Genomic DNA, 26,550 nt, shown 5'->3' on the forward strand with positions numbered 1-26,550 from the left:
CCGCGGCGCTGGCGCCGCGGGCCTTTTCTTGAAACGGATGAAGTTCAGCTCGCCTGCTTGACGGCGATGCCCTTCTCTTCCAGCAGCGCCTGCAATTCGCCGGCCTGGAACATCTCGCGGGTGATGTCGCAGCCGCCGATGAACTCGCCCTTGACGTAGAGCTGCGGGATCGTCGGCCAGTTCGAATAGGCCTTGATACCCTCGCGGATCTCCTGATCCTCGAGCACGTTGACGCCCTTATAGGGCACGCCGAGATAGCCGAGGATCTGGGCGACCTGGCCCGAGAAGCCGCACATCGGGAACTGCGGCGTGCCCTTCATGAAGAGCACGACGTCGCTGGACTTCACCTCGGCGTCGATGCGGGCATTGATGTCGGTCATGTCCTGATCTCCTGGGGCGGGTTCAAGGCCCGCTGGATGCATTCGTTCTAATTCTGGGGAACCGCCGTCGTCAGCGCAAGGGCATGCAGCACGCCTCCCATGCGGCCTTGCAGCGCGGCATAGACCATCTGGTGCTGCTGCACCCGGCTCTTGCCCTTGAAGGCGGCCGAAGTCACCGTCGCGGCGTAGTGGTCGCCGTCGCCGGCTAGGTCCTTGATCTCGACCACCGCATCGGGCAGCGCCGCCTTGATCATGTTTTCGATTTCGTGGGCGTCCATCGCCATGGCTGATCTCCTCAGGCGGCCTTGCCGGCCATGTAGTCCGGCAGCCAGCTCTCATGGGTCTTGCGCAGGTCAGCGATCGAGACGGCAGCCTCGCCCGGCAGGGCAAGCACGCTGCCACCCGTCTTGCCGATGATCTGCGCCGGCACGCCCGCCGCCTTCGCTTCGGCGACGACCGCTTCGGCGGCATCGGCCGGCAGCGCCAGCAGATAGCGGCCCTGGTCCTCGCCGAACAGCACGGCATGAGCCGGCCCGGCCGGCAGAGCCGCGATGGCGGCACCGATGCCCTTCGCCATCGCCATCTCCGCGAGCGCGACCGCAAGGCCACCATCCGAAAGATCATGGCAGGCGCTGAGACGCCCTGCGGTGATCAGCGTGCGCACGAATTCGCCATTGCGACGCTCGACCGCGAGATCGACCGGCGGCGGCGCGCCCTCCTCGCGGCCGCAGACCGTCGCGAGATAGGCGCTCTGGCCGAGCCAGCCCCTGGTTTCGCCGATCAGGACGATCGCCTCGCCCTCGGCCTTGAAGCCGACGGTCGCGTGTTTCGTCACATCGGCAAGCACACCGACGCCGCCGATGGTCGGGGTCGGCAGGATCGAGACGCCGTTGGTCTCGTTGTAGAGCGAGACGTTGCCGGAAACGACCGGGAAGTCGAGTGCCCTGCAGGCTTCGCCGATGCCACGGATGCAGCCGACGAGCTGGCCCATCACTTCCGGCCGCTCCGGGTTGCCGAAATTGAGGTTGTCGGTGATGGCGAGCGGGAGGGCGCCGACCGCGGTCAGGTTGCGCCAGGCCTCGGCCACCGCCTGCTTGCCGCCCTCGAACGGATCGGCTTCGCAATAACGCGGCGTCACGTCGGCGGTCATGGCGAGGCCCTTCGGCCCGTCCTCGATGCGGACGATGCCGGCATCGCCACCCGGCGTCACCGCCGAATTGCCGAGGATCAGCGTGTCGTACTGCTCGTAGATCCAGCGCTTCGAGGAGAGATCGGGCGAGCCGACCAGCGCGAGCAGCGCCTCGGCGTTCGACATCGGCGGCGTCACGCTGGCGGCATCGATCACCGGCCGCTTCGGCGTCTCGACCCAGGGCCGGTCGTATTCGGGGGCCTCGTCCCCAAGTTCCTTGATCGGCAGGTCGGCCATCGTCTCGCCGTCATGCTTGACGACGAAACGCAGCGTGTCGGTGGTCTTGCCGACGACCGCGAAGTCGAGACCCCATTTGCGGAAGATCGCCTCGGCCGGCTCCTCATGGCCCGGCTTGATCACCATGAGCATGCGCTCCTGGCTCTCCGAGAGCATCATCTCATAGGCGCTCATCTGCGCTTCGCGGCAAGGCACCGCGTTGAGATCGAGCTCGACGCCGAGATCGCCCTTGGCGCCCATCTCGACGGCCGAGCAGGTCAGGCCGGCGGCGCCCATGTCCTGGATCGCGTCGACATGGCCGGCGGCCATGATCTCGAGGCAGGCCTCGAGCAGCAGCTTCTCGGCGAAGGGGTCGCCGACCTGCACGGTCGGCCGTTTCTCCTCAGCCCCCTCGTCGAAGGCGGCCGAGGCCATGGTCGCGCCATGGATGCCGTCGCGGCCGGTCTTGGAGCCAAGATAGACGATCGCCTTACCGACGCCGGAGGCCTTGGCGTAGAAGATCTCGTCGGCGCGGGCGAGGCCGACCGCCATGGCGTTGACCAGGATGTTGCCGTCATAGCGGCGGTGGAAGCCGGTGGCGCCGCCGACATTCGGCACGCCGAAGGAATTGCCGTAGCCACCGATGCCGGCGACGACGCCGGAGACCAGATGGCGCGTCTTGGGATGGCTCGGGTCACCGAAACGAAGCGCGTCGAGCACCGCGATCGGGCGCGCGCCCATGGTGAAGACGTCGCGCAGGATGCCGCCAACGCCGGTGGTCGCGCCCTGATAGGGCTCGATGAAGGACGGGTGGTTGTGGCTCTCCATCTTGAAGACCACGGCGAGCCCGTCGCCGATGTCGATCACGCCGGCATTCTCGCCCGGGCCCTGGATCACCCAGGGCGCCTTGGTCGGCAGCGTCTTCAGATGGATCTTCGAGGATTTGTACGAGCAGTGCTCGTTCCACATCGCCGAGACGATGCCGAGCTCCGTGATCGTCGGCTCGCGCCCGATCAGGTGCAGGAAGCGCTGGTACTCGTCGGGCTTGAGCCCGTGCTCGGCGACCAGCTGGGGGGTGATCTTGATGTCGTTGGGAATCACGCGGCCTGTTCCTGACGGACGGGGCGAGCGGAGCGCTCATTGAGGGCGGGGCATAGCCCGAAGCCGGCGGAGAAACAACTTTTACAGCCCGGTTTTCAGATCCTGAGCCCGCTCATCGCCGCGCGCAGCTTCTCCGGGATCGGAACCGGCGTCTGCGGGCCGCGCTCGACATAGACGTGGGTGAACAGGCCCTGTGCCGCCGTCAGTTCCCCGCCCTGCCGGAAAATCCCGATGCGGTAGGTCACCGAGGAGCGCCCAAGCCGCTCGACCGCGAGCGCGCCCTCGACCGTCTCGGGAAAGGCGACGCTCTCGAAATAGTCGCAGCGCGTGCCGACCACCAAGCCGACGACATCGCTCTCCTTCACGTCGAGAAAGCCCTGCTCGATCAGCCAGGCGTTCACCACCGTGTCGAACCAGTTGTAGTAGACGACATTGTTGACGTGGCCGAAGACGTCGTTGTCGGCCCAGCGCGTCGGGATCTGCCGGAACAGGCGGAAATCGGCCCGCCCCAGCCGCACCGGCTTGTCGCTCATCGCTCCCCCTCGCCACCCGGCTTCTCGCCGGCGCCGACTTCCGTCACGCCGAGCGCATCCGCCAGCCGCGCCTTGGCCGAACCCGGCCGGAGCGGCTTCTGCTGGCTCTCATGCGGCGCCCAGCCCGAAAGCCAGACGATCTCGAAACTCGCGCGCAGCCTGCCATCCGCGTCGGAAAAGCGCTCGGCGTAGAGTTCGGCGGCCCGCAGCAGCACCGCGCGCCGCAGCGGCTTGCGGCTCCGTTCCAGCAGCGCATTGGCCCAGCCCATGGCGCGCAAGTCGCGCAGCAGGCCGAACAGGTCGCCATAGCGCACGGTGACGAGCTCGCTGTCGACGACCGGCAGGGCGAAGCCCGCCCGCTGCAGCAGGCTGCCGAGATCGCGCAGGTCTGCGAAGGGCGCGACCCGCGGGCTCGCCCCGCCGCTGACCTCGACCTCCGCGGCAAGCAGAGCCTGGCGCAATTCGGTCAGGCTCTGCCCGGCGAGCAGGCAGCCGATGAACAGCCCGTCCGGCCGAAGGCTGCGCCTGATCTGAAGCAACGCTCCCGGCAAATCGTTGACCGCATGCAGGGCGAGCAGCGAGGCGGTCAGGTCGAGCGAGGCAGCCGCGAAGGGCAGCGCCTCGAGATCGCCGACGATGTCGGCGCCGGCATCGGGCGCCTCCGCCAGCCGCAAAAGGCTTTCGGCCTTCTGCCGCAGGACCGGCGCCGCCAGCGGCAGGGCCGAGCCGAGATCGGCTGCGACCTCGAAACGCCGCAGCACCGCCGACAGCCGCTCGTCGAGATCGGCGGCGCAGCGCGCCAGCAGGAAATCGGGATAGCCGGCCGCGAGCGCCGCCGCGAGGCGGCGCCGATAGAGCGCGCGGTCGAAGACCAGAGAGCTCACGCGCGCTCCTTTCGCTATTCCATGCCCTCGAGCTCGATGATCAGCCCCTCGATCATGTTGAGGCCGATCTGCCAGAAGGCCGGGTCGCGCGCATCGAGGCCGAAGGGCTTCAGCAGCTCGGAATGATGCTTGGTGCCGCCGGCCGAGAGCAGCGCGAAATAGCGCTGCTGAAAGCCCTCGGCCGAGTTCTGGTAGACGCCGTAGAGCGAGTTCACCAGGCAATCGCCGAAGGCATAGGCGTAGACGTAGAAGGGCGAGTGGATGAAGTGCGGGATATAGGCCCAGAAGGTCTCGTAGCCCGGCCCGAGCTTGATCGCGGGCCCCAGGCTCTCCGACTGCACGCTCATCCACAGCTCGCAGAGGTTTTCCGCCGTCAGCTCGCCCGAGCGGCGGGCTTCGTGGACCTTGCGCTCGAAGGAGTAGAAGGCGATCTGGCGCACGACCGTGTTGATCATGTCCTCGACCTTGGCGGCGAGCATCGCCTTGCGCTGCTTCTTGTCGACCGTCTCGTTCAGGAGCTTGCGGAAGGTCAGCATCTCCCCGAAGACGCTCGCCGTCTCGGCCAGCGTCAGCGGCGTCGGCGCCATCAGGGCGCCGTTCGGCCCGGCCAGCACCTGGTGCACGCCATGGCCGAGCTCATGGGCGAGCGTCATCACGTCGCGCGGCTTGCCCTGGTAGTTGACCAGCACATAGGGGTGCGCGGAGGGCACGGTGGGATGGGCGAAGGCGCCCGGCGCCTTGCCGGGCCGTGCCGGCGCGTCGATCCAGCGCTCGTCGAAGAAGCGGCGGGCGATGCCGGCCATCTCCGGTGAGAAATCGCCATAGGCGGACAGCACGGTATCGCGCGCCTCGGTCCACGGAATCGTGCGCTGCTCGACCTTGGGCAGCGGCGCGTTGCGATCCCAGTAGTCGAGCGCCTCGCGCCCGAACCAGCGCGCCTTCAGCTTGTAGTAGCGGTGCGACAGGCGCGGATAGGCCTCGCGCACCGCCGCCACCAGCGCATCGACCACGTCGCGCTCGACCCGGTTCGCCAGATGCCGGGAATCGGCGACATCCTCGAACTTGCGCCAGCGATCGGAGATTTCCTTGTCCTTGGCGAGCGTGTTGGTGATCAGCCCGAAGGTCCGCAGATGCTGGCGGAAGACCGTGCCGAGCGCCTCGGCCGCCTCCTTGCGCACCGCCCCATCGGCATCCTGCAGCCGGTTCAGTGTCAGTTCGAGCGTCAGCTCCTCGCCGCCGGCCTTGAAGCGCAGCGAGGCGATGGTCTCGTCGAAGAGCCGGTTCCAGGCGCCGTGGCCGGTCACCGACTTCTCGTGGAACAGCTCCTCGATCCGGTCCTCGAGCTGGTGCGGCTTGTCCTTGGCGAGGTCCTCGATCCACGGCTTCCAGTGGCTGAGCGGCGCCTGCGCGGCTGCCTTGGCCAGCACGGCTTCGTCGATCCGGTTGAGCTCCAGCCCGAAGAACAGCAGCTCGGTCGAGATTGCCGTCACCTTGTCCTGCGTGTCGCCATAGAACTTGGCGCGCTGCGGATCGGTGGTGTCGCCGGAATAGACCAGGCCGGCATAGGACATGATCTTGCCGACGAGATCCTCAAGCTTCTCATAGGCTGCGACCGCCTCGGCCAGCACGGTGCTGGCATCGGCACGCTCGGCCAGCGCCGCGAGCTTGCCGCGGTAGAGCGCCGCAAAGCTGCGCGCCTCGGCCAGGGCCCGCTCCAGATCGGCGGCGAAGGCAGGCGAATCCATCGCCGGATAGAGATGCGTCAAATCCCATTCCGGCAGGATGCCGAGCGCCGTGGCGGCCTTGGAGGCGCCGGCCTCGGCGCTCCGCGCGACATTGGCGTTGGTCGTCCCGGCGAAAGCGGTCGTCATGTCGAAGGCACCTCTCTGGTGAAACCATTCCCTCCCATATGCGCGGTCGAGGCGTCGCGATCAACGCCGCGCACGGCCGCAGCCGCAAAGCAGAGCGTTCCACGCGCGGCGCATGAGGGGCATTCGCGCGGGCTCGAACGCGTTGACTTTCCGTAAGGGCTCCCACTACCCAAAGGCTGAGACCGGCCCTCGCAAGCACGCGTCCCACCGCGGAATGGTGGAATGGACCACGCCTATCTTCTGACCGCGATTCTGCCCGTCATTGCCGCGGTGCTCTGTGCGACCCTCTATTCGCTCTGGCTGAAGCAGAGGGAGCGCCGCCATGTGCTCAACTGGTCGCTCGCCTATGCCTGCGCCGTTCTGGGCTCCGCGCTCAGCCTTGCGCGCCTCGTCATCGAGAACGCCGCGCCGTTCTCCCTGATCGCCAACGCCTTCCTGGTCGGCGTCGCCTTCTTCGCGGCGCGCGGCGCGCTTCTTCTGCACGGCGGCAGGGCGGCGGATCGCATCACCGTGCCGATCCTGCTCGCCACGATCCTCGCCGGGCTCTGGTTCGGCTTCGTGAGCCCGAGCATCTTCTGGCGCGGCACCACCGCCAGCCTCGGAGCCGCCGTGATCTTCGTAATCGCCGCGCGGGCGATCGCACGGAACCCGGGCCGCGACAGGATCGACCGGCTGACCGGGCTTGTCTTCGTGCTGACGGCGGCGACCCTCGTCGCCCGCCCCGCCCTCGCCTTCGCGCTCGAAGGGCCGATCGAGAGCGAGGCAGAAGTGACCAGCGCCTTCTGGGGCGTCAGCTTCCGGATCTTCGCCATGCTGAGCTGGTGCGCCATGGCCGTCCTCTTCCTGCTCAGGACGACGAGCGATCTGATGGCGGAAGCGACCGCGCAGTCGCTGACCGATCCGCTCACCGGGATCGGCAATCGCCGCGGCTTCTTCAGCGCGGCCGAGACCGTGCTAGCCACGGTCGATCCTCAGGAGCCGGCGGCGCTCCTGCTCTGCGACATCGACGCCTTCAAGCAGGTCAATGACAGCTACGGCCATGCCACCGGCGATCTCGTCATCCAGGAACTCGCGAAGGTCCTGAGCGAGGCAGTCGAGGGAACCGGCGCCGTTCTCGGCCGCCTTGGCGGCGAGGAGTTCGTCGTCCTCCTGCCGGCGACGCCGCTCGAACCGGCAATCACGGTGGCTGAGGCGATCCGCGCGGGCTATGCGCGGCGCTCGCGCGCCATCGCTCCCTTGCAGGGCCCGGTCACCGTCAGCATCGGCATCGCCGAGACGGTCGGCGACGAGGAGGTGGAAGCCGTGATCGAGCGTGCCGACGCGGCGCTCTACCGGGCCAAGCGCAAGGGCCGCGACCGCGTCGAGGTCGCGGGCCTGGCGGAAGGCGCGCCGGAGACACCGCCGCGAGGCACCTCGCATAGTCGGCGCTACCGGCGGGCTTTCACGGCGCCGGAAGCGCGGACCCGCACGCGCCCCTGAACGCGAACCGGCCTCTCGCCTTAATCGCGGCTTAACCCTTCTCCGCGACAGTGCCCCGAAACGGAACACCGCGTCCGCCTGACTCGCCTGCCTGCCGAGGGTCCATGTCCGCCACCATCCTCGTCGTCGATGACGATCCCGTGCAGCGCCGCCTGCTCGACGCGATGCTCAAGCGGTTCGGCTATGAGGTTCTGACCGCCGACGGCGGCGATCAGGCGCTCGCTTTGCTCGGCGACGAATCGCAGCATATCGACTGCCTGGTGCTCGACCTCGTCATGCCTGGCCGCGACGGAATGGCGGTGCTGGCCGCCCTGCGCGAGCGCGGCATCGCGACACCGGTGATCGTGCAGACGGCGAACGGCTCGATCGAGACCGTGGTTTCCGCCATGCGGGCGGGCGCAGTCGACTTCGTGGTCAAGCCCGTCGGGGCCGAACGCCTGCAGGTCTCGCTCAAGAACGCCCTCAAGCTCGGCGCGCTGGAGCATGAGATCCGCTACATGAAGCGGCGCTCGGCTGGCCAGCTCGGCTTCCGCGACCTCGCCAGCAAGAGCCCGGATATGAGCCGGGTCGTGCAGCTCGCCGAGCGCGCCGCCAAGTCGAACATCCCGATTCTCGTCGAGGGCGAATCCGGCGTCGGCAAGGAGGTGCTCGCCCGCGCCATCCAGGGCTCCAGCGACCGTCGCGGCAAGCCGTTCGTGACGGTCAATTGCGGCGCGATCCCGCATAATCTCGTCGAGTCGATCCTGTTCGGTCACGAGAAGGGTGCCTTCACCGGCGCGACCGAACGCCATGTCGGCAAGTTCGTCGAGGCCAATGGCGGCACGCTCTTCCTCGACGAGGTCGGCGAACTGCCGCTCGACGCCCAGGTCAAGCTCCTGCGCGCCATCCAGGAGGGCGAGGTCGACCCGGTCGGCGGCAAGAAGTCGGTCCGCGTCGATATCCGCATCGTCTCGGCGACCAACAAGAGCCTGCTCGACCAGGTCAAGCGCGGCGAGTTCCGCGAGGACCTGTACTACCGGCTCAACGTCTTTCCGATCACCTTGCCGCCGCTGCGCCAGCGCCGCGAGGACATCGCCGACCTCGCCCATGGCTTCCTTGCCCGCTTCGCCGCCGAGGAGGGCAAGAAGCTGCGCGGCATCAGCACCGAGGCGCTCGGCCTGCTCGGCGGCTATGACTGGCCGGGCAATGTTCGCCAGCTCGAGAACGCGATGTTCCGTGCCGTGGTCCTTGCCGATGGCGACGAATTGACCATTGCCGAATTCCCGCAGATCGCCGCGCAGATGCAGGGCTTCGACGTCCGCATCCCGCCAGCGCCACCGTCGATCGCGGGCGAGTCGCGCGAGGACACGCCACCGCGCATCGTCCAGGTGCCGGTGCGCGACCCCAACGCGCTCGATCTCGTCGCCGGTTCCGACATGCGCAGCCTCGACGAGCTCGAGCGCGAGATCATCAAATTCGCCCTCGCCCATTATCGCGGCCACATGTCCGAGATCTCGCGCAAGCTCGGCATCGGCCGCTCGACGCTCTACCGCAAGCTCAAGGATTACGGGCTGATCGAGGGCGAGGGCGACGCAGCAGGGGCTGACGCCGCCTGACAGGCGGATATGCACAATTTGCTCTGGAGCCGAGAGGGGCCGGCTTCGGGGAGAATGGGCGCCGCTGTTGCAGGGCGGCACTAGTCGAAGCAGGGCGGCTCACGCAGTTATCGGCGTGCATCCGCAGGGATCCGGGGAATCAGCATGCGCCTTCGCCGTCTGGCGGAATCAGCTTCCGCCGCCGTTCTGGGCCTCGCATTGGGCGTCGCCACCGCCCTCTCGCAAGGCGCGGGGAACGAGGCCGCGACGCTCGATCTGCCGCCGCCGGAAGCGCCGGCCCTGCGCATCCTGGCCGGTGACGCCACACCGCCGCAGCTCGACATTCCCGCCCCACCCGAAATGGTGCTCGATCTGCGCTCGCCCGGCGCCGACGACGAGCCGGAACTCGCCGCCCCGCATGACGCGCGCGGCATGACCACCGGGGCGATCTCGGTGACGCCGCAGCCGGATGGCGATGACGCCTTCCTCGGCATCACCGTGCCCGAACTGCCGCCGGTCGATCCTTCGCTGCTGGCCCGTCCCGCGCCCGAAGCCGAACCGCAGCTCGCGCGCCCGACCGAGCCGCTGATCGCTCCGCCCGCCCTGCCCGAGGTGGTGGTCACGCTGCCGACCGGCCTCGAGCTTTCGGCCCGCATCGCCCAACGCGCCGAGGAGGCCCTGTCGGTACCGCGGCTGGCCCAGCGCGAGCGCGCCGACATAATCGCGGCCTATGCCGCCAACGAGAACCGGCCGTTCTGGATCGACGGCAAGGGCTGGAGCGCCGCAGGCAAGCTGCTCGTCGCCCAGCTCGCCCGCGCCGGCCAGGACGGGCTGCGGCCGGCCGACTATGCCGTGCCGGCTTTCGAGGCGAGCGACAAGGACGGCCTCGCCGAAGCCGATGTCAGGCTCTCGGCCCTCGCCGTGCTCTATGCCCGCGACGCGCGCGGCGGCCGGATCGACCCGCGCCGGCTCTCCAAGATGCTGACCCCGGTGCTCGACCTGCCTTCGGCAACCGAGGTCCTTTCCGAGCTCGCCGGCGCAACCGACCCCGGCGCGGTGCTCGCCGCCTATAATCCCCAGCACGAGGGCTATCGCCGGCTCAAGGCCAAGCTCGCCACCCTGCGCACCGACAAGGAGGATGTGCCTTCGGTGCGCATCCCGGCCGGACCGCCGCTGCGGCTCGGCATGCGCGACCAGCGCGTGCCGCTGGTCCGTGCCCGCCTCGGCCTCGGCGCCAGCGAGGAGCCGGTCTTCGACCGCTCGACCGCGACCGCGCTGGCCGAATTCCAGAAGCAGGCCGGCCTTCGCGCCGACGGCGTGCTCAGCAACCAGACGCTGGCCGCGCTCGGCTCTCCGCCGGCCGCGCGCCTGGAAAGCGACATCGTCGCGCAGATGGAGCGCTGGCGCTGGCTGCCCGCTGATCTCGGCGCCAGCCACGTCATGGTCAACGTCCCGGAATTCCGGATGCGCATGGTCCATGACGGCAAGCTCGTGCACGACACCCGCGTCATCGTCGGCAAGCCGGAATCGGCGACGCCGATCTTCTCGCACAAGATGGAATACGTCGTCGTCAACCCGTCCTGGTACGTGCCGCCCTCGATCCTGAAGAAGGAATTCCTGCCCGGTCTCAAGGCCGATCCGGACTATGCGGCCAAGCGCGGCTACATCGTCACCCGCCGCGGCAACTCGATCTCGGTGCGCCAGCCGCCGGGCGAGCGCAACGCGCTCGGCTGGATCAAGTTCATGTTCCCCAACGACCATGCGGTCTATCTGCACGACACGCCGAATCGGCGCCTCTTCGCGGGAAACAAGCGCGCCCTCAGCCATGGCTGCGTGCGCGTCGAGAACCCGTTCGCGCTCGCCGATCTGGTGCTGGGCCCGGAATGGACGCACGACCGGCTCAAGCGCCTGATCGGCTCCGGCGAGCGCACGATCAGATTGCCGCAGCCGCTGCCGATCCATCTGGTCTACAATACGCTGGTGGTGAACGAGGCCGGCGCGATCACGACCTATGACGATCTCTACGGCTTCCACCGGCTGGTCCGCACCGCCCTGGAGCGGCTCTCCTGAGGCCGCTTTGCGGCGGCGGCACGGTTTTGCCACGATCTGTGGGTAGCCAGCAGCTCGCTTGCCGAAATTCAGGCGGGATGGTTGTGCCGCCGGTAACCACCCGTTAAGCCTTCTCGGCAACTGTTCCTTGACGTTTACCGCACCGGCTCGCCGGCGCTTCGAGACGGGTCAGGTGAGAGTGAGCTGGTCGAAAGCCGAGACGACGAGACGGCTGCCGCGTCCTTTGGGGCGCCTTGCGCATGCCGGCGCTGTCCTCGTGACGAGCCTTGTTGCCCTGTGCGTCGGCATTCGCGGCACCCAGGATGCCGTGGCCAACGGCGATACCCGCACCATCACCATCAAGCACATGCACACCAAGGAGGAGACGACCGTCACCTTCAGGCGTGACGGCCGCTACGACTCCGCGGCGCTCGAGAAGCTCAATTGGGCGATGCGCGACTGGCGCACCGACGAGCCGATCCGGATGGATCCGCGCCTGTTCGATCTCGCCTGGGAGGTGCACCGCAAGGTCGGCTCGGACCAACCCTTCCACGTCGTCTCGGCCTATCGCTCGCCCGGCACCAATTCGATGCTGCGCCGGCGCTCACGCGGCGTCGCCAAGTCGAGCCAGCACATGGTCGGCAAGGCGATGGATTTCTATCTGCCGGACACACCGACCGCGAAGATCCGCGAAGTCGGCATGCGGCTGCAGCGCGGCGGCGTCGGCTTCTATCCCGGCGCCCACACGCCCTTCGTCCATCTCGACGCCGGCTCGGTGCGCTCCTGGCCGCGCATGACGCGCGACCAGCTCGTGCGCCTGTTCCCGGACGAGAAGACCGTCCACCTCCCGGCCGACGGCAAGCCGCTGAGCGGCTACGAGGTCGCCAAGGCCGAGATCCTTTCGGGCGGCGGCTCGGTGATGGGCTATGCCGCGGCCGACTTCGACGAGGGTGCGATCATCGCCTCCGGCAGCGGCGGCAAGGGCTTCTGGGCGGCGCTGTTCGGCGGCGACGACGAGGAGGCCGATGCCCGGCCGAGCCGCGGCCGCGCCGCAGCCCGCCGCGCGCCGACACCGCAGCCGACCGTCATGGCCTATGCCGGCGACAGCAACAGCGGCGATGGCGGCCGCTTCGCCGTCTTCAATGCCCCGGCCGTCCAGCCCGAACCGTCCGGCCGCGCTTTGATGCGCGAGCGCTCGAACCGCGCGACCGCGCCGTCGGCTCCCGCACCTGAACCGGCGGAAACCCAGGTCGCGGCACTCGCGCCGCAGCCGGCCGAGCCGCCGAAGCCCGCCCCGATCGCGACCGCGCTCCCCGTTGCGCGCCCGGCGAGCCTGACCCTGCCGACTCCGCCTGCCGGCTCGCCGCAGCTTGCCGCGCTCGCCGCCGAAGCCTCGACCCTGCCGCTGCCGCAGGCCGAGCAGAAGCTTATCCTCGCCTCGCTGCCGCCACGCCGCCCCGGCGACCTGCCGGCTCCCGTCATCGAGAACGTCGTCGCCGGGCGGGCAGTCTCGGCTCCCCTGCCGCCGACACGCCCGATCGTCCTTGCCCGCCTCGCGCCCGAGGCTGCGAGCCAGGAGGCCGACGAGCAGGACGCGGTGTCCGCCGGTGCTCGCCTGGTCAGCATCTCGCATCCGCCTCCGCCGATCCGCCCCCGCGCGCCTGGCGAGCCGCAGCGGCGCGCCGTCGAGGTCGCCACGACCGAGACGCGGACACCGCTGGCCGCGGAATACGATGCCGATCGCTCCGGTCTGGATTCGCTCTTCGCCGCCGTCGCCCAGCAGCCGGCCGCGCCGCGCCGCGCCGGCGTCGCCACCGCCAAGGCCAAGGTCACCGACCCGGCAGCGAGGGGCTGGGTCGCGGGGCCGAGCCCGGCCGCAGCGCTCGGCTTCAGCAACGGCGCCCCGACCGATCTCAAGACCAGCGGCTTCAGCGGCCCCGCCGTCCGCGCACTCCCGACGACCTTCGTCCAGAACTGAACGGCAAGCAGACGGACGCTACGACAGCGCCCGTCATGATCTTGTCGGCATAGCGCTGCACCAATAAAACGCGCACAGTGCCGTCGCGTCATGACACGCGTCATGGCAGAATGCGGACGATGCCTACGGGAGTCTTGGTGATGCGCGCGCAGCTTGCGGAAGTTCCGGCTCGCCGGCCCTGGAACGGAGCGGCCCTCCTGCTCCTCGCCGGCCTTGTCGTGACCGGCCCCTCGCATACCGCCCTTGCCCAGCCGGCTCAGCCCGCCCAGCCAACGGCGATCCCGGTCAGCACCACGCCGGCGCAGAAGCGGCCGATCGAGCGCACCGCCGATTTCGTCGGGCGCATCGAAGCGGTCAACCGGGTCGAGGTCAGGGCGCGCGTCACCGGCTTCCTCGAGGAGGTCCTGTTCCGCGACGGCGAGTCCGTCAAGGAAGGCTCCCCGCTCTTTCGCATCGAGAGGGCTCCGTTCGAGGCGGCGGTCGAGCAGGCTCGCGGCGCGCTGGAGAGTGCGCAGGGCACGCTGCAGAACGCCACCACCCAGCGCCAGCGGGCCGAGGACCTCCTGCGCACCAATGCCGGCTCGGTCGCGGTCCGCGACCAGCGCGTCGCCGAGGAGACGGCTGCACAGGGCTCGGCGACCACCGCTGCCGCCAATCTGAAGACCGCGGAGATCAATCTCGGCTATACCGAGATCGCCTCCCCCATCGCCGGCCGGATCGGCCGCACCAAACTGACCAAGGGCAACGTCGTCTCGCCCGACAGCGGCGCGCTCGCGCTGATCGTCAGCGAAGACCCGATGTACGTGAATTTCCCGGTCAGCCAGCGCGAATTCGTCACCTTCGGCCATAATCGCGTCGATGCCGGCTCAACCGGACCGAAGGTCACGCTGCGCTTTTCCGACGGCTCGACCTATGAGCAGCAGGGCACGATCGACTTCGTCGACGTCTCGGTCGACCGCTCCACCGATACCGTCCTGGTCCGCGCCATCGTGCCCAATCCCAAGGGCAGGCTGATCGACGGAACCCTGGTCAATGTTGCCGTCCATGCCGAGAAGCCCGTGGACAAGGTCCTGGTGCCGCAGGCGGCGCTGATCGCCGACCAGCAGGGCGCCTATGTCTTCGTGGTCGAGGATGGCAAGGCCGTGGTCAAGCGCCTGAAGGTCGGCGCCGAGGCCGGCGCCTATGTCGTGGTCGACGAGGGCTTGAGTGGCGGCGAGCAGGTCGTGGTCCAGGGACTTCAGGGTCTGCGGCCCGGCAGCCCGGTCCTGGCCTCTCCCGTTGCGCCGCCGCCGGCCGGCCGGAGCTGAGGCATGTTCACCTCCGTTTTCGTCGACCGGCCACGCCTGGCCATCGTCATCGCGGTCGTCACGGTCATCGCTGGCCTGCTCTCGCTCTTCGCGATTCCGGTCGCACAGTACCCCGACATCGTGCCGCCGCAGGTTTCGGTGACCACCTCCTACCCCGGCGCCTCGGCCGCCGTGGTCGAGGCGACCGTGGCGCAGCCGCTCGAGGCGCAGATCGTCGGCACCGACAAGATGATCTACATGAAGAGCGTCAGCGGCAATGACGGCAGCTATTCGCTCAAGATCTCGTTCGAACTCGGCACCAACCCCGACATCAACACCGTCAACGTCAACAACCGTGTCCAGATCGCGCTGTCGAAGCTGCCCGAGGAGGTCAAGCGCAACGGCGTGACGGTGAAGAAGCAGTCCTCTGCGCTGCTTGGCGTCATCGCTGTCTATTCGCCGAAGAAGACCTACGACAACCTCTTCGTCTCGAACTACACCACCATCAACCTGCTCGACTCGATCCGCTCGACCCCGGGCGTCGGCGACGCCTCCCTGTTCGGCGCCCAGGACTACTCGATGCGTGCCTGGGTCCGCACCGACGCCCTGACCGGGCTCGGCCTGACCACCGGCGATATCATCAGCGCGATACAGTCGCAGAACACCCAGGCGGCTGTCGGCCGCATCGGCGCCCGCCCGATCTCCGACGACCAGCAACTCCAGCTCAACATCCAGACCAAGGGCCGGCTGAGCTCGCCCCAGGAATTCGAGAAGATCGTCGTGCGTACGAACCCCGACGGTTCGGTGCTGCGCCTCTCCGACGTTGCGCGCATAGAGCTCGGCGCGGCCAATCTCGACCGCGAGACGCGCCTCAACGGCGGCCCGGCCGTGCTGATCGGTATCTATCAGTCGCCCGGCGCCAACGCCATCGCCGCCCTCGACGCGGTCAAGAAGACGGTGGGCGATCTCGCCCGCAACTTCCCGGAAGATCTCGCCTGGAAGGTGACATACGACCCGACCGCCTTCGTCACGGCAACGATCGAGGAGGTCCAGAAGACCCTGATCGAGGCCTTCATCCTCGTCATCGTCGTCGTCTTCCTCTTCCTCGGCAGCTTCCGCGCCACACTGATCCCGACCTTCGCCGTCCCGGTCAGCCTGATCGGCACCTTCATCGTGCTGAACGCCATCGGCTACTCCGCCAACACGGTCTCGCTGCTGGCGATCGTGCTCGCCATCGGCATCGTCGTCGACGACGCGATCGTCGTGGTCGAGAACGTCGAGCGCGTGATGGAGGAGCACCCCGAGCTTTCGCCTGCCGAGGCGACCAAGCTCGCCATGGGCGAGATCGTGGCGCCGATCATCGCGATCACGCTTGTTCTGCTTTCGGTCTTCGTACCGGTCGCCTTCATCCCCGGCATTTCCGGCGAGCTCTTCCGCCAGTTCGCCGTCACGGTCGCGGTCGCGATGCTGATCTCGGCGACCAACGCGCTCACCCTGTCGCCCGCTCTGTGCGGCGTTCTGCTCAAGCCGCATCACGGTCCGCGCCGCGGCCCCATCGGCCATGTCATGCGCGGCATCGACTGGACGCGCGACCGCTATGGCGACACCGTCGCCCGGCTGGTCCGCATCTCCATGATCAGCCTGGTGCTGACCGCCGCCTTCGGCGTCGCGATCTATGCCATGGGACGGATCACGCCGACCGGCTTCCTGCCCGAAGACGACCAGGGCGCCTTCTTCGTCGTCGCGCAATTGCCCGACGGCGCCTCGGTCGGCCGCACCGCGGCCGTCGCGGCCGAGGTCGAAACCATCCTCAAGGCCGAGCCCGCGGTCGAGGATTATTCCACCATCATCGGCCTGAACTTCATCGACGGGAACTCGCAGTCCAATTCCGGCTTCTTCCTGGTTTCGCTGAAGCCCTTCGCGGATCGCAAGGGCGCCGACCAGAGCGCCAACGCGATCATCGCCCGCGTCTCGCAGAAACTGCGCGCAGTGCGCGGCGGGGCCGTGGTGCCGATCGCGCCGCCGCCGATCGTCGGCCTCGGCACCGGCGGCGGCTTCACCTATGTCCTGCAGGACATGGGCGGCTCCGATCCCAAGGCACTCGCCCGCACGCTGCGCGGGCTCACCATCGCCGCCAACCAGGACCCGCAGCTCAGCCGCGTCTTCTCGACCTTCTCGGACACGACGCCCTCGGTCTACCTCGACATCGACCGCGACAAGGTCCAGATCCTCGGCGTCGAGCTCAGCGCCTTGTTCCAGTCCTTGCAGGCCTCGCTCGGCGGCTATTATGTCAACGACATCAACCTGTTCGGCCGCACCTGGCAGGTCCAGGTTCAGGCCGACGGCATCGACCGGAAGTCGATCGACGACATCTACCGCATCAATGTCCGCAGCCGCGACGGCGGCATGATCCCGCTGCGCAGCCTGCTCGAGGCACGCATCGTGGTCGGGCCTCAGGCATTGATCCGCTACAACAACCGCCTCGCCGTCACCGTGCAGGGCTCGGCCGCTCCGGGCGTTTCCTCCGGCCAGGCCCTGGCTGCGATGGAGCAGGTCGCGGCAAAGACGCTGCCCGCCGGCTATCGCGGCGACTGGACCGACGTCTCATTCCAGGAGAAGCGGGCCGAGGGCCAGACGGGGATGATCCTCGCCTTCGCCCTGCTCTTTGCCTATCTCTTCCTGGTCGCGCTCTATGAAAGCTGGACGATCCCGGTTCCCGTCCTGCTCTCGGTCGCGGTCGGTGTGCTCGGCGCCTTTGTCGGCATCGTGGTCGGCGGTTTGACGCTCGACCTCTATGCCCAGATCGGCATCGTCGTGCTGATCGGCCTTGCCGCCAAGAACGGCATCCTGATCGTCGAGTTCGCCAAGGAGCAGCGCGAGAAGGGGCTTCCGCTGCTCCATGCGGCGACGCTCGGCGCACGCCTGCGCTTCCGGCCGGTGATGATGACCTCGCTCGCCTTCATCCTCGGCCTGCTGCCGCTCGTCATCGCCGAGGGCCCCTCGATGCTCGCCAGGCGCAATGTCGGCACGCCGGTCTTCGGCGGCATGATCGCCGCCGCGGTGATCGGGATTTTCCTGATCCCGGCGCTCTATGTCGTCTTCCAGGGACTGCGCGAACGCTTCCGCCCGGCTTCCAGGCCAAAGATCGAGCGCGAACCCGACCCGGCGCAGTAGCGCCGGGACCTCACTCCCGGTCGATCGGCCAGGCCTTGAACACGTCGAGCGCCTCGCAGGCCCTTGCCTGCGCGGCGAGCGCCGGCCAGCGGTCTTCCGGGGCGAACTCCGGAATGACGAAGCGGCAGAAGCCCCAGGCGATCGCCGCCGCGATATCGCCCGGCCGCAGCTCCGGGCCGGCTGAGAGCTCGCCGCGCTTGGCCGCCTGGTCGAGGAGGTCCAGCGCCGTATGGAGCTGGGTCAGGATGCGCTCCTGCCAGTTGGCGTAGCGCCGCTCCTCGGGCCGCTTGCGCTCATATTCGACAGAGACCGCCTTGTCGGCCGCGACGATGCCGATGCCGGTCAGGCTCAGGTCGCGCACCCGCGCGCCAGCCTCTATCGGGCGCAGGGAGCGTCCGGCGACATCCTCGAAGTGCTGGATGATCAGCAGCGATTCGCTGATCACCGTGCCATCATCGGCGACCAGCGTCGGCGCCTTGATCAGCGGGTTGATCTTGCTGAATTCCGGCATGTGCCGGAACACCGAGACCGAGCGATGCTCGAATTCGAGCCCGAGCAGGGTTCCGGTGATGGCGGCGCGCCGCACATAGGGGCTGTCGAGCATTCCAACCAGCAGCATGGCGATCTCCCGTTTCGATGGCTGCAACACTGCCTTTGCGGAAAGCGGCTGACACGCGAAATCGGGTGAAGTGCGAGTTCACGCAGCTTGATGCTCGTCCTCACCGGGTACGCTCCTGCCCTGCCCGGCCGCGGCCGCCTGCTCGGCCAGCGCCTTCTGGCAGGGATCCCAGGTCGCGGCGGAGCCGAAGCGCTCGACCAGAAGATCGGTGAGCACGCGGACCTTGCCCGAGACATAGGCGCCGGGCGGACGCACGACATAAAGCCCGCTTTCCGGCAGCGGGAATTCGGTCAGCACCGGCTCGACCCTGCCGGCGCGGATCGCTTCGCCTGCGATGAAGCTCGGCAGCAGGGCAAGCCCCAGCCCCGCTTCGGCCCATTGCAGCAAGGTGTCGCCACTATCGGAACGCAGCCGTCCGCTCGGCCGGACCGAGACGACCCGCCGGTTGACCTTGAAGTTCCAGTCGGGCGCGGCGCCGCCCGTGTAGATCAGGCATTCATGGCCGCTGAGTTCAGCCGGCGTCGCCGGGCGGCCATGCCCGGCGAAGTAAGCGGGACTGCCGACGACGATCCCGCGCACCGACGCGATCCGCCGCGCGACCAGGCTGGAATCCTTCAGCACACCGATCCGCACCGCCATGTCGAAGCGCTCGCCGATCAGGTCGACCTGGCGGTCGCTGGCCTCGGCGTCGATCTCGAGCCGCGGATGCCGGCGCGCCAGTTCCGCCAGCACCGGCGCGACATGGTGGATGCCGAAGGAGAGCGGCATGCTCAGCCGCAGGCGCCCGGCCACACCGCCGGCCTGCAGCGCCACCGCCTCGCGCGCTTCGGTCAGCTCCGCCAGGATGCGTTCCCCGCGCGCCTTGAATTCGAGCCCGGCCTCCGTCGGGCTGACGCCGCGGGTCGTGCGGCTCAGAAGCCTGGTGCCGAGATCGGCCTCCAGCCGCGCCACACGCCGGCTGACGATCGATTTCGACAGGCCGAGGCTGCGCCCGGCCCGGCCGAAGCCTCCGGAATCGACGACGGCGACGAAGCTTCGGATATCGTCGAGCTCGGACATGCAGGCGTTCCCCTGTGAGCAACAGATTGGTGCCCAATATGGGCATTCCGATGCCGCAAGTGAACCGCTACCTCTCCCTCATCAAGTCCCGCTTTCGCTGGGACGGCGCCTTCGGAGGCGCTCCGGGAAAACCGTCCTGTCTCATCGGCTCAACCGACGTGACATGCGTTAGCATATGAGGAAGCCATGCTCGACAAGCTCAAGAAGCGCCGCACGCAATATGCGCTCGGCAAGAATCTGCCGATCCCCGAGACCCAGGTGGATTCCCTGATCAGAGAGGCGATCCGCCTTTCGCCGTCCAGCTTCAACTCGCAGAGCTCGCGCGCCGTCATCCTGTTCGGCAAGGAGAGCGACAAGTTCTGGAACATCACCCGGGAGGCCCTTCGCGCCGTCGTGCCGGCCGCCGATTTCGACGGGACCAGCAAGAAGATCGACAGCTTCGCCAACGGCGCGGGGACCGTCCTGTTCTTCGAAGATCAGGAGCCGGTGAAGGCGCTGCAGGCCAATTTCCCGCTCTATGCGCACAACTTCCCGATCTGGTCCGAACATTCGACCGGCATCGCGCAGCTGGCCGTGTGGGCCACGCTCGCCGACGCCAATATCGGCGCGAGCCTCCAGCATTACCATCCGCTCGTCGACGCGGAAGTCGCCAAGACCTGGAACATTCCTGCGTCCTGGAAGCTCACCGCCCAGATGCCTTTCGGCTCCAATGAAGCGGCCTTCCCGGAGAAGACCTTCATGGATGATGGGCTCCGTTTCCGGACCCATAGCTGAGCGGAGCGCGAAATCAGGCGGCCCAGAGGGCCTGTTCGCCGGCAAGTGCACCATCGTGCACGCCGGCTGCGAGGCCCGCGAGGAGACGATCGCAGCCGCGGGCGGCCGAACTCAAGCTGGTCGCCTGACGCGACGCCAAACGCCGATTTTCCAGAACAGCGCCGGCCTCGTTCATCCGAGGCCGGCGTTTTTTTTGATTTTCCCGCTCGTCCGCGGCACTTGGCAAGCCACCACATGCCTTGCAAGCTGCGGACGACCTCTTGCCATGGAGGCCGGCATCGGATGGAGGTTTCCGGCACGGCCTGCGAATCGCCCGCGGCTTGCCGGTATCGTGCGGAATGAGATGGCCACAGCCACCGCTCTGTCGGAGGCGGGCCTCGATCGGTCCCGGCCTGCACCCGTCGCAGGCGTCTTGAGGAGAACCGGATGGCCGATAGCGGGACGCCCCTTGCCTTCACCGGCGTCACGCTCGGCCGGGTCGACATCCTGGCCCTGACCGCCAGCGACTTGCCCAGCCGGCTTTCTGCCTGCGACCTCCAGGAGGTCGACCTGTCGCGGCTGGATCTTTCCGGCTGGACGTTCGAGCGCTGCAATCTCCAGCGCACGCAGCTGAAGGGAGCCAATCTGGAGCGCACCAGCTGGGTATCGTGCGGCGCCGCCTTCACCGACATGACCGCAGCGGACCTGACCGAGGCCAGTTTCACCTCCTGCGACCTCAACAATGCCAGCCTGCGCGGGGCGAAGCTCACCTCCGCATCCTTCATCGGCTGCAAGCTAACCGGGGCGACCTTGACGGAAACCCGGTCGCTCGACACCTGCTTTCGCGATACGCTGCTGGTCTACGCCAAGCTCCGCGGCATGTCGTTTCGCGGGATGCGCCTCACGGGCGTGGATTTCTCGCAGGCGGATCTCGGGGGGTGCGACTTCCGCGACGCCATCTTCGAAGGAACGAGCCTCCGCGAGGCGTCCCTGAAGGATGCGCGCTTCCAGGGCGCGGATCTGCGCGGCGCCGATCTGGGCGGCCTGCGGATCGGCGATGCCGCCGTCTTCAAGGGTGCGACGATCTCGCGAGAGCAGGCCGGGCAATTGCTGCGGGAGTTCGGGCTGAACGTCCGGTAGCTGGCAGTGCCGCCGGACTGCCTCCATCGCCTGGCGACGGGGGCAGTCCAGCTGGCATTAGGCAGGTTGGCGCTGGGCGCAACCCGGATCAGGGCGTCTCGCCGACGGCCTGCAGGTAGAGATCGAGGATCGCCTCCTCTTCCTTGCGCTCGTCCAGATCGCGCTTGCGCAGCGCGATCACCTTGCGCAGCACCTTGACGTCATAGCCATTGGCCTTGGCCTCGGAGTAGACCTCCTTGATGTCGTCGGAGATCGTCTTCTTCTCTTCCTCGAGCCGCTCGATGCGCTGCACGATGCTAAGCAGCTGATCGCCTGCAACCGGATCGTCCATTCTCAAACCCTTCTTCGAAAATTGGTCGCAGGGGTTCGCCCGGATGGGCGGCGAGGTCAAGCGGGAAGCGGCTGGATTTCACATTTCTCGCGCGACTGCGAGGCTCCCGGGCAACAGCCGAGCCAGCCTCCTGCCCCAGGCGCGGGCCGCGTGCGGCTCGCCGATCAGGTCCTGCCGGATCTCGATCAGCGCGTCGAGCAGGCCGCGCCGCGTCGCATGCCGGTCGATGGTGTCGCCGGGCAGGCCGCCCATATAGGGCTCGTTGTCGCCGACGATCAGGTCGCCCTCGTTCTGCAGGGCAGCGATCAGCGCCTGTGCCAGCCGGCCCTCCCGGTCCCAGAGCACCCCGGCATGCCAGGGACGGGGCACACCCTTCCAGAACGGCGTGAAGGAGTGCACCGAGACGATCGCCGGCGGGTGGCCGGCCGCAATCGCGGCCTCGACCGCAGCATCGATGGCGGCGTCATAAGGCGCGTAATAGCGCGCGATCCGCTCGGCGATGCCGGCCTCGTCTATCCTGGCATTCGCCGGCACGAGCGCACCGTCCGAGATGCGCATCACCAGGGTCGGATCGTCGCGCCCGCGATTGGGATCGATCAGCAGCCGCGAGAAATTGCTCAGTATCGCCGGCGCGCCGAGCGCCTCGGCCATCGCACGGGTCATCTCGGCCGCGCCGATGTCATAGGCGATGTGGCGCTCGAGCTGCTGGGCCGGCAGGCCGAGTCCGTCGAGCTCGGCCGGGATCGCGTTGGTGGCGTGGTCGCAGAGCAGGAGCACGCCGCTTGCCGGGTCGCCCCGGATGATTTCGACCTCGCCCGGCCGCAGCGCGGGAGCTCCGTTCGGCAAGGCCATCTGCGCACCCATTCCGCCCTCGGAACCGCTCAGCAAATCGCGGGTGACGCCCGCGCGCCAGCGACATAGAAGGGGCTGAGACGAAAGTCGATCAGCATGATCGGGATTCGCGGGAAGGCGGGCGATTTGCAACAGCTTGGCAATGCAATCGAGCAGCGGCGCAAGGTGGCGCGCGCGATCTTCGACGACGCCGTGGCGCGCGCCCATCCGAGCAGCTGGCTCGCCGGGCACCTGCCGGCGCCGCCGCCCTCCGGCCGGCTGATCCTGCTCGCCGCCGGCAAGGCCGCCGGCAGCATGACCGCACTGGCGGAAGCGCATTATCTCGACACGGTCGGCCTGGCGCCCACACGCCTGCTCGGCCACGCCGTCGCCCGGCACGGCTACGAGACCACGACCCGGCACATTCCGATGGTGGCCGCCGGCCATCCGGTGCCGGACGAGGGCAGCATCGCCAGCGCCACGCGGGCGCTCGAACTCGCCCGCGCCGCGACCGCCGACGACCTCGTCCTCGTGCTGCTCTCCGGTGGCGGCTCGGCCAATTGGGTCGCGCCGGCGGGCACGCTTGCGCTCGCCGAGAAGCAGACCGTCAACAAGGCCCTGCTGCGCTCGGGCGCGCCGATCGGCGAGATGAACATCGTCCGCAAGCGGCTCTCGCGCATCAAGGGCGGCAGGCTCGCTCTCGCCGCCGCCCCGGCGCGGCTGCTGACCATCGCCGTCTCCGACGTGCCGCATGACGACCCGGCCGCCATCGCCTCGGGCCCGACCGTGCCGGACCCCAGCACCATGGCCGATGCCCGCGCCATCGTCGCCCGCTACGGGCTCAAGCTGCCGCCGGCCGCCGAGGCCTTGCTCGCCGACGATGCCAGCGAGACGCCGAAGCCCGGCCACCCCGCCTTCACGAACAGCGAATACCGCATCGTCGCCCGCCCGGCCGACGCGATCGCTGCGGCCGTGGCAGCCGCCCGCGCCGCCGGCTACGAGCCGATCGATCTCGGCCCCGATCTCGAAGGCGAGGCCCGCGAGGTCGCGCAGGCGCAGGCGCGGCAGGCCCTGGCGCTGAAGTCGGAAGGCCGGCGCGCGGCGCTGATCTCCGGCGGCGAATTGACCGTCACCATCGCCGGCAAGGGCCGCGGCGGCCCAAACCAGGAATTCGCGCTGGCGCTCGCCATCGCGCTCGCCGGCGAGCCGGGCATAATCGCGTTGGTGGGCGACACCGACGGGACGGATGGCGGCGGCGGCGAGGCGAGCGACCCGGCCGGCGCGATCATCGACGAGACCACGCTGCCGCGCGCCCGCGCTCTCGGCCTCGATCCCGCCCAATCGCTGCGCGACAACGATTCGACCGGCTTCTTCGAAGGTCTCGGCGACCTGCTGCGGACCGGCCCGACCCTGACCAATGTCAACGATTGCCGCGTGATCCTGATCGACCCCACCCCGGCGGCCCCATGAGCCTGAGCGCACGCCTCGCCCGGTCCGGGCTGCGCCTCGCCGCGCCCGCCGCCCTCTTCCTCTTCGCGGGTGCCGTGCCGGCCCTGGCGGATCTGCGCATGTGCAACACCACCGGCAGCCGCGTCGGCGTCGCCATCGGCTATCGCGACGCCCAGGGCTGGGTCACCGAAGGTTGGTGGAACATCGCGCCGCGGGCCTGCGAGACGCTGCTGCGCGGCACGCTGGCCGCGCGCTTCTACTATGTCCACGCCGTCGACTACGACAAGGGCGGCGAATGGACCGGCAAGTCGATCATGTGCACGCGCAACAAGGAGTTCACCATCCGCGGCATCGAGGACTGTCTGTCGCGCGGCTATGACCGCTCGGGCTTCTTCGAGGTCGACACCGGAGAGCAGAAGGGTTGGACGATCCAGCTGACCGACACCCCGGGCGCTGCGCCGCCGCGCCCCTGAGCGGCGACATGGTCCCAGAACCAGACAAGGGCACGCCTCCGGTCGCGAGCTTGCCCCGCGGCCGCGAATAAGCGACGGAACATCGAGGCGCGGAGCAGGCTGCGCCAGCGTGAGGAAAGGCAAAGCGATGAGGCGGGAACGACGGATCAAGATCATCGCGACTTTGGGGCCCGCCTCCTCCACCCCGGAGATGTGCGCCAAGCTGTTCCAGGCCGGCGTCGACGTCTTCCGCATCAATATGAGCCATACGCAGCGCGAAACGCTGCCCGAGCGAGTGGCGATGCTACGCGCGCTGGAGACGCAGTTCCGCCGTCCGGTCGGCATCCTCGCCGATCTGCAGGGCCCGAAGCTGCGCGTCGGGCAGTTCGGCGGCGATGGCGGCGCGATGCTGGAGAAGGGCGAGCGCTTCGTGCTCGACTCCGACCCGGCGCCCGGCTCGGCCAAGCGCGTCTACCTGCCGCATCCCGAGATTCTCTCGGCGCTGGAGCCCGGCCACAACCTGATCCTCGACGACGGCAAGATTCGGCTGGTCGTCGAGAAGGCCTCGCCGAAGCAGGCCGTGACCCGGGTGACCGTCGCCGGGCGGCTTTCCTCGCGCAAGGGCATCAGCCTGCCCGACACCACGATCGCGGTTTCGGCGATGACCGACAAGGACCGCTCCGATGCCGAGGCGGCGGCGGAGGCCGGCGTCGACTGGATCGCGCTCTCCTTTGTGCAGCGGCCCGAGGACATGGCCGATCTGCGCAAGATCGTGCGCGGGCGCGCCCTGGCGATGGCCAAGATCGAGAAGCCGCAGGCGCTGCTGCGCCTGGAGGAGATCATCGAGGCCTCGGACTCGATCATGGTCGCCCGCGGCGACCTCGGCGTCGAGATGCCGCTGGAGAAGGTTCCCGGCACGCAGAAGCGCATCACCCGCCTGTCGCGGCGCATGGGCAAGCCGGTCGTGGTCGCGACGCAGATGCTCGAGAGCATGATCACCGCCCCGGTACCGACCCGCGCCGAAGTCTCCGACGTCGCGACCGCCGTGTTCGAGGGCGCCGATGCGGTGATGCTCTCGGCCGAGAGCGCCGCAGGCGAGTATCCGGTCGAGGCGGTTACGATGATGAACCGCATCGCCGAGGAGGTCGAGAACGACTCGACCTATCGCTCGATCCTGGACGCGCAGCGCGCCGAGCCGGAAGCGACCGGCGCCGACGCCATTGCCAAGGCCGCCCACGAGATCACCACCGCGCTGAATCTCAAGGCGATCGCGGCCTGGACCTCCTCGGGCTCGACCGCTTTCCGCCTCGCGCGCGAGCGGCCGAATTCGACCGTCGTCGCGCTGACGCCGAACCGCTCGACGGCCCGCCAGCTGACCCTGGTCTGGGGCGTGCACGCCGTCGTCACCAAGGATGCCAGCGACATCGACGACATGGCCTCGCGCGCCTGCAAGTTCGCGGTCCGCGAAGGCTACGCTTCGCTCGGCGACCGGATAATCGTCGTCGCCGGCGTCCCCTTCGGCACGCCGGGCGCGACCAACATGGTGCGCATCGCCTTCGTGGCGAAGGAGCATGTCGACCAGGCGTGAAGTCGTCGCCGACCGGTTGCGGCGCGATCACGACATTGATGCGGTGCATCGCCATTCCGAGGCGAGCACCGCATAGATGTATTCGTCACCCCAGACGCCGTCGAAACGGTCGTTCTGGATGAGATGCGCCTCCCGGCGAAGCCCGAGGCGTTCGACGACGCCGACCGATGGCGCATTGCCGGCATCGAGCGGCGCGAAAATGCGATGAAGAGAGAACGCGCGAAAGCCCTGCTCGATCGTCGCCGACACCGCTTCGCTCGCATAGCCCTTGCCCGCGAAGTCTGGATTGAAGATATAGCCGACCTCGCCCTGCAGGGCCGAGCGGTTAGCCAGCTTGAGCAGAGTCTCACCGAGCAAGGCACCGTCCGCCCGGCGTGTCACCGCGAACCGGAAGACATCTCCATCGCTCTCGAACCGGGGCATCAGCGCCTTGGCAAACTGTCGCTCCATCTCCTCTCCTTCTGGCGGCGCGGCGTATAGATAGCGATAGACCTCCTGCGAGGAGTGGTAGGCGGCATAGGCGCTGAAATCGCCCGGAACGAAAGGACGAAGCGCGAGACGCTCCGTCGTCAATGGCAGGGCAGCGTTCATGTTCGGCGTGGCGAAGTCTCGAT

General features: G+C 68.4%; 22 protein-coding genes. 11 read left to right on the forward strand and 11 right to left on the reverse strand.

All coding sequences use genetic code 11. From position 1 onward, the window contains the following. Positions 1-44 precede the first annotated feature (44 nt). The 6 genes from grxD to RKE40_RS14985 form a co-directional block, all read right to left on the reverse strand. The gene (grxD, locus tag RKE40_RS14960) at positions 45-380 is read right to left on the reverse strand and encodes a Grx4 family monothiol glutaredoxin (RefSeq protein ID WP_066477491.1); all 336 of its coding nucleotides are present in this window, start codon (positions 378-380) and stop codon (positions 45-47) included. A 47-nt stretch (positions 381-427) separates the two neighbouring features. Further along, the gene (locus RKE40_RS14965) at positions 428-664 is read right to left on the reverse strand and encodes a BolA family protein (protein ID WP_291637664.1); all 237 of its coding nucleotides are present in this window, start codon (positions 662-664) and stop codon (positions 428-430) included. Between the two features lie 11 nt (positions 665-675). Further along, complete coding sequence (gene purL, locus RKE40_RS14970; RefSeq protein WP_316019030.1) at positions 676-2,886, reverse strand: phosphoribosylformylglycinamidine synthase subunit PurL; 2,211 nt, start codon at positions 2,884-2,886, stop codon at positions 676-678. A 95-nt stretch (positions 2,887-2,981) separates the two neighbouring features. Further along, a complete protein-coding gene (locus RKE40_RS14975; protein ID WP_316019031.1) occupies positions 2,982-3,419 on the reverse strand; it encodes an acyl-CoA thioesterase in 438 nt (145 codons plus the stop codon). Continuing rightward, positions 3,416-4,303, reverse strand: a complete 888-nt coding sequence (locus tag RKE40_RS14980; protein ID WP_316019032.1) for a methyltransferase domain-containing protein — start codon at positions 4,301-4,303, stop codon at positions 3,416-3,418. Before RKE40_RS14980 ends, RKE40_RS14975 begins: the two co-directional genes overlap by 4 nt. 14 nt (positions 4,304-4,317) lie before the next feature. Next, positions 4,318-6,174, reverse strand: a complete 1,857-nt coding sequence (locus tag RKE40_RS14985) for a M3 family oligoendopeptidase (protein ID WP_316019033.1) — start codon at positions 6,172-6,174, stop codon at positions 4,318-4,320. Positions 6,175-6,396: 222 nt separating this feature from the next. On the opposite strand from RKE40_RS14985, the gene RKE40_RS14990 reads away from it, so the two are divergent. The 6 genes from RKE40_RS14990 to RKE40_RS15015 all read left to right on the forward strand — a co-directional run bounded on the left by RKE40_RS14990 (position 6,397) and on the right by RKE40_RS15015 (position 17,714). After that, positions 6,397-7,653 carry a GGDEF domain-containing protein gene (locus RKE40_RS14990; RefSeq protein WP_316019034.1) on the forward strand — a complete coding sequence of 419 codons (1,257 nt, stop codon included), beginning with the start codon at positions 6,397-6,399 and terminating at the stop codon, positions 7,651-7,653. Between the two features lie 104 nt (positions 7,654-7,757). Then, on the forward strand, positions 7,758-9,248 hold the full coding sequence (locus RKE40_RS14995) for a sigma-54-dependent transcriptional regulator (protein ID WP_316019035.1): 1,491 nt from the start codon (positions 7,758-7,760) through the stop codon (positions 9,246-9,248). A gap of 144 nt (positions 9,249-9,392) precedes the next feature. Then, positions 9,393-11,297 carry a L,D-transpeptidase scaffold domain-containing protein gene (locus RKE40_RS15000; protein ID WP_316019036.1) on the forward strand — a complete coding sequence of 635 codons (1,905 nt, stop codon included), beginning with the start codon at positions 9,393-9,395 and terminating at the stop codon, positions 11,295-11,297. A gap of 256 nt (positions 11,298-11,553) precedes the next feature. Next, on the forward strand, positions 11,554-13,254 hold the full coding sequence (locus tag RKE40_RS15005; RefSeq protein ID WP_316019037.1) for a peptidoglycan L,D-endopeptidase MepK: 1,701 nt from the start codon (positions 11,554-11,556) through the stop codon (positions 13,252-13,254). A 140-nt stretch (positions 13,255-13,394) separates the two neighbouring features. Next, the gene (locus tag RKE40_RS15010) at positions 13,395-14,561 is read left to right on the forward strand and encodes an efflux RND transporter periplasmic adaptor subunit (protein ID WP_316019038.1); all 1,167 of its coding nucleotides are present in this window, start codon (positions 13,395-13,397) and stop codon (positions 14,559-14,561) included. A 3-nt stretch (positions 14,562-14,564) separates the two neighbouring features. Continuing rightward, positions 14,565-17,714: an efflux RND transporter permease subunit gene (locus tag RKE40_RS15015; protein WP_316019039.1), complete on the forward strand. Its 3,150-nt coding sequence runs from the start codon at positions 14,565-14,567 to the stop codon at positions 17,712-17,714. Positions 17,715-17,724: 10 nt separating this feature from the next. Here the strand turns inward: RKE40_RS15015 and RKE40_RS15020 are convergent, their stop codons facing one another. Together RKE40_RS15020 and RKE40_RS15025 are read right to left on the reverse strand one after the other, a co-directional pair. Continuing rightward, on the reverse strand, positions 17,725-18,333 hold the full coding sequence (locus RKE40_RS15020) for a glutathione S-transferase family protein (RefSeq protein ID WP_316019040.1): 609 nt from the start codon (positions 18,331-18,333) through the stop codon (positions 17,725-17,727). 78 nt (positions 18,334-18,411) lie between these two features. Beyond that, entirely contained in the window at positions 18,412-19,392 is a 981-nt protein-coding gene (locus RKE40_RS15025) for a LysR family transcriptional regulator (protein WP_316019041.1), read from the reverse strand. Positions 19,393-19,578: 186 nt separating this feature from the next. Between RKE40_RS15025 and RKE40_RS15030 the strand changes: the two genes are divergently transcribed. Both RKE40_RS15030 and RKE40_RS15035 read left to right on the forward strand, forming a co-directional pair. Further along, a complete protein-coding gene (locus tag RKE40_RS15030; protein ID WP_316019042.1) occupies positions 19,579-20,166 on the forward strand; it encodes a nitroreductase family protein in 588 nt (195 codons plus the stop codon). 426 nt (positions 20,167-20,592) lie between these two features. Further along, positions 20,593-21,285 carry a pentapeptide repeat-containing protein gene (locus RKE40_RS15035; RefSeq protein ID WP_316019043.1) on the forward strand — a complete coding sequence of 231 codons (693 nt, stop codon included), beginning with the start codon at positions 20,593-20,595 and terminating at the stop codon, positions 21,283-21,285. A gap of 88 nt (positions 21,286-21,373) precedes the next feature. On the opposite strand, the gene RKE40_RS15040 is transcribed toward RKE40_RS15035, so the two are convergent. Then, a complete protein-coding gene (locus RKE40_RS15040; protein ID WP_066477463.1) occupies positions 21,374-21,616 on the reverse strand; it encodes a DUF2312 domain-containing protein in 243 nt (80 codons plus the stop codon). Between the two features lie 78 nt (positions 21,617-21,694). After that, a complete protein-coding gene (locus RKE40_RS15045; protein ID WP_316019044.1) occupies positions 21,695-22,480 on the reverse strand; it encodes an N-formylglutamate amidohydrolase in 786 nt (261 codons plus the stop codon). A gap of 84 nt (positions 22,481-22,564) precedes the next feature. Here RKE40_RS15045 and RKE40_RS15050 point away from each other — a divergent pair, with 84 nt between their 5' ends. From RKE40_RS15050 to pyk, 3 genes are all read left to right on the forward strand, one after another. After that, the gene (locus RKE40_RS15050; RefSeq protein WP_316019045.1) at positions 22,565-23,917 is read left to right on the forward strand and encodes a glycerate kinase type-2 family protein; all 1,353 of its coding nucleotides are present in this window, start codon (positions 22,565-22,567) and stop codon (positions 23,915-23,917) included. Continuing rightward, positions 23,914-24,369, forward strand: coding sequence for a DUF1036 domain-containing protein (locus RKE40_RS15055; RefSeq protein ID WP_316019046.1), 456 nt, complete (start codon positions 23,914-23,916; stop codon positions 24,367-24,369). The genes RKE40_RS15050 and RKE40_RS15055 overlap by 4 nt, the downstream gene beginning before the upstream one ends. A gap of 127 nt (positions 24,370-24,496) precedes the next feature. After that, positions 24,497-25,936, forward strand: a complete 1,440-nt coding sequence (gene pyk, locus RKE40_RS15060) for a pyruvate kinase (RefSeq protein ID WP_316019047.1) — start codon at positions 24,497-24,499, stop codon at positions 25,934-25,936. A 27-nt stretch (positions 25,937-25,963) separates the two neighbouring features. On the opposite strand, the gene RKE40_RS15065 is transcribed toward pyk, so the two are convergent. Continuing rightward, entirely contained in the window at positions 25,964-26,527 is a 564-nt protein-coding gene (locus tag RKE40_RS15065; RefSeq protein WP_316019048.1) for a GNAT family N-acetyltransferase, read from the reverse strand. Positions 26,528-26,550 lie beyond the last annotated feature (23 nt).

It is taken from the genome of Allobosea rubneri (genome assembly GCF_032464875.1).
GTDB lineage: Bacteria > Pseudomonadota > Alphaproteobacteria > Rhizobiales > Beijerinckiaceae > Allobosea > Allobosea rubneri.